The sequence below is a fragment of the Bradyrhizobium denitrificans genome, from assembly GCF_013179005.1.
Taxonomy (GTDB): domain Bacteria; phylum Pseudomonadota; class Alphaproteobacteria; order Rhizobiales; family Xanthobacteraceae; genus Bradyrhizobium; species Bradyrhizobium denitrificans.
This window is the reverse complement of record NZ_JABFDP010000073.1, coordinates 1-3284: the sequence shown is the minus strand read 5'-3', so window position 1 is coordinate 3284 and position 3284 is coordinate 1. Positions and strand designations below refer to the sequence as shown.

Here is a 3284-nt window from a genome sequence, read left to right as displayed (position 1 = left end):
AGCCATGTCCCCGGGCTGAACAGCAGCGAAGCAATCCAGCGGCTGCTGTGGGCGGGACTCTGGACTGCTTCGCTGCGCTCGCAATGACGGAGGAAACAGCGGCGCGCACGACGCCGAGGCCGCGCTTGGCGAGGCCTTCTGTCACGTCATCGATAACGCACGTCGCGACGATCAGATCAGATGCCGAGCAGCCAGACCGCCACGATGGTACCGATCACGGCAAGGCCGCTGATCGTCCAACCGGTGACGTAAGCGCCATCATCATGCGCTGCCGGATCGACCATCGTGTCGCGCCAGCCATCGTCCTGCCAGTGCCCCTGTTGGTACGCCATGCGAACCTCCTCGAGCCTGCCTCCCCACGGAATAAGTCGGCGTCGATCGCCCCGGGTTCAACCCCTGGGTGAAGTTTTCCTGTGGTGCACTGCAATGCCGGTCCGCGTCATCCGCTCTGGTCTTGCCGGCCAAACGTCCTAAGCTCGTGGCGCGTTCCGACAAGAGAACGAGCAAGGCCGGGGCCGCATGCGCGGTCCCGCAAAAGGGAAGGAAGAGCATCCGATGAAGGATTTCGCCGGCAAGATCGCCGTGATCACCGGGGGCGGCACGGGCATGGGCCGCGAGCTGGCGCGCCAGCTCGTCGCTGAAGGCTGCAATGTCGCGATGTGCGACGTCTCGGCCGAGGCGATGGCCGAGACCAGGAGATTGTGCGAGGCCGAGACGCTGCCGCAGGGCCTGCGCGTCACCACGCACGTCGCCGACGTCTCGATCGAGGCGCAGCTGCAGCGCTTCCGCGACGAGCTCGCCGAGCAGCAGGCCACCGACAAGATCCATCTGTTGTTCAACAATGCCGGCATCGGCGGCGGCGGCAGCCTGTTCACCAACAGCCGCGAGCAGTGGGAGCGCACCTTCAACATCTGCTGGGGCGGCGTCTATCTCGGCGTCCGCACCTTCCTGCCGATGCTGCTGAAGGCCGCCGAAGGACACATCGTCAACACCTCCAGCGTCAACGGCTTCTGGGCCTCGGTCGGCATGGGCGTCTCGCACACCGCCTACAGCGCGGCGAAATTCGCCGTGAAGGGGTTCACCGAGGCGCTGATCAACGACCTCCGCCTGAATGCGCCGCACATCAAATGCTCTGTGGTGATGCCCGGCCATATCGGCACCTCGATCGTCTCGAACTCGCGCAAGCTGCAGAGCGGCACCGAGTCCGACGAGCTCAGCGAGACCGAGATCGCCCAGGCCCGCCAGCGCATGAAAGGCATGGGCATCGACGTCGCCGCGATGAGTGATCAGGACATCCAGAACGCCGCCCGTGAGCGCGCCCGCAGTTTCCTCGACGACGCCCCGACGACAGCGGCGCAGGCGGCGAAGATCATCCTCGACGGCGTGAAGACCGAGCAATGGCGCATCCTGGTCGGCGAGGACGCCAAGCTGCTCGACATGCGCGTGCGGCAATCGCCGGAGCAGGCGTATGAGCCCGAGTTCTTCCAGCGTTTTGCGCAGGAGGCGGGGTGGAAGCTGGGGTAGGGGATTGCTGTTAGTTGTAAAAGCACGCCTCTTGCCACGCAGACGGTGAGCTCCCCTCCCCGCAAGGGGAGGGGGGACGAGATCGGTGCGCCGTCCCCGCAGACCGCGGCGACCCAGCAAGGCGTAGGGGTGTACGCGTCATCTATCTCTATGCGAGCTTTGCTGCCCGCGCGGGAAGGCTCCGCGAAGTGAGCCCTGCAGATTGCTCCCTAACGCGACGACGCCACGCGATACGCCATCCGCGTATGGCTCGGACAATACGGCAGGCCGTCGAGCGGCTTCGAGCCGCAGAAGCAGAAATCATCCGCGCCGGGCGTCGAGATCGGCCAGCGGCAGCGCTCCTTGGAGAGTTCGAACAGTGAGCAGCCGTTCTCGACGGGGCCTGCGGGCGGCTCCTCGATCATGATCGGCGGCGGATCGTTGCTCACGGCGCGCAGGATGCGGCGGCGCAGTTTGGGGACGGGGCGGCGTGCGCCGTCCCTGGCATTCTCGGCGCGGACCACGCGCCGTGTGTCGCCGCCATTGTCGCGCGTCAGCGCCAGGCGGGAGATCTTGCCGATCACGGCATTTCGGCTGACGCCGAGCTCGGCGGCGATCTCGCGGCAGGTCAGCCCGGCTTCAAAGTGCTGTTTCAGGGCCCGGAGGCGTTCCTCGGTCCAGGTGGGTTGGGTCTGTCGTTCGGCGGGCATTGTCTATCGCTTCCAAGTTTGATCCGTCCTGGATCGTCCTGGCCGACGGCCGCACCAAAACTGTCTCCGCGTCGCGCCCCTAGATTTACGCCCGTCCGTTGTCGCGAATCGACAGCAGCCCATCCTTGATGGCGAGCCGGATGCCTTCTTCGATCAACGTTCTGCAGACACCCGGAACGCTGGTGCCGTGGGTTCCCTGTTTCACGAGCTTTTCGAGATAGCCGATGGTTGCCAGGGCTAGGGTTACGGGGATGCGGTCAGTCTCGGCTTTTTCCGTCGCCATGCCTAAAAGCTAGTCCGTAACCGGTGTACAGAAAAGTAACTTTTTAGACTCTATTTGGAATCCAATAGGTTGTACAGCCACTTGGGGATAAGTGGTTAAGATATTGAATTTTAAAGAAATATGACGAATCTGGTCGGTCGCGGCGGTGACTCTCCGCGCGGTCGGCGAGTCCGTGCCCGGAATGCGACGGTGCACGAGCCGGTGGAGAGGATTCGCGCCACAACTGGCGGCCAGCCGGCCGGGTGGCTTCACCGAAGGTCCGGACCTCGTCGCGGGGGCCGGGGGGCGATCTGGGTCGGCGTCTCGTCGTCCTGATCGCGATTTCCATAATTCAGAAATTAGGTCTTTCGCTTTTCCGGAAATTGTGCTCTACTGCGCCCATCCCGCCTCATNCTTTTCCGGAAATTGTGCTCTACTGCGCCCATCCCGCCTCATTCGGAAGGGGCGTTGCGCGCGATCGTCACGACACGCGAGGCGGGGATGCGATGGCCGCGATGGAGCCGCAGCGTGTCGTTGAGCGATGCGCGGACGAACGGCGCTGTTGCGGACGCAAAAGCGTGTGGTCCTGGCGCCCCGAAGCTGGCGCTCAATCAGGGGGTGATGATCCCGCTGATGTCGGTGGCTATCAAGCCGGACACCGGGGAGAGCCCGCCATAAGCGTAAAAAGCCATCGCGCAGGGAAGGCCGGTCGTCTCGGCTGCACCTGTGGTACCTGCCGCCTGCATTTTTCTCAGCAGGCGGGCCGCAGGCGGTGTGCCGAGTATGAACGACAGCTTGGAGGTGGAAGT

The 3284-nt window shown here is 64.2% G+C and carries 4 protein-coding genes and 1 pseudogene; 1 reads left to right on the top strand and 4 read right to left on the bottom strand.

Annotated features, from left to right (window positions below; all coding sequences use genetic code 11):
- Window positions 1–176 precede the first annotated feature (176 nt).
- Window positions 177–332, bottom strand: coding sequence for a hypothetical protein (locus HL671_RS37730; RefSeq protein WP_012044637.1), 156 nt, complete (start codon window positions 330–332; stop codon window positions 177–179).
- Window positions 333–555: 223 nt separating this feature from the next.
- Between HL671_RS37730 and HL671_RS37725 the strand changes: the two genes are divergently transcribed.
- Window positions 556–1524 (top strand): SDR family NAD(P)-dependent oxidoreductase, encoded by a 969-nt coding sequence (locus HL671_RS37725; RefSeq protein ID WP_172244217.1) that lies wholly within the window; start codon window positions 556–558, stop codon window positions 1522–1524.
- A 209-nt stretch (window positions 1525–1733) separates the two neighbouring features.
- On the opposite strand, the gene HL671_RS37720 is transcribed toward HL671_RS37725, so the two are convergent.
- The 3 genes and pseudogenes from HL671_RS37720 to HL671_RS38700 all read right to left on the bottom strand — a co-directional run.
- The gene (locus HL671_RS37720) at window positions 1734–2213 is read right to left on the bottom strand and encodes a GcrA family cell cycle regulator (RefSeq protein ID WP_012044635.1); all 480 of its coding nucleotides are present in this window, start codon (window positions 2211–2213) and stop codon (window positions 1734–1736) included.
- A gap of 85 nt (window positions 2214–2298) precedes the next feature.
- Entirely contained in the window at window positions 2299–2496 is a 198-nt protein-coding gene (locus HL671_RS37715; RefSeq protein WP_006614936.1) for a hypothetical protein, read from the bottom strand.
- A 590-nt stretch (window positions 2497–3086) separates the two neighbouring features.
- Window positions 3087–3284: pseudogene (locus HL671_RS38700) on the bottom strand (hypothetical protein); the annotation flags it as partial.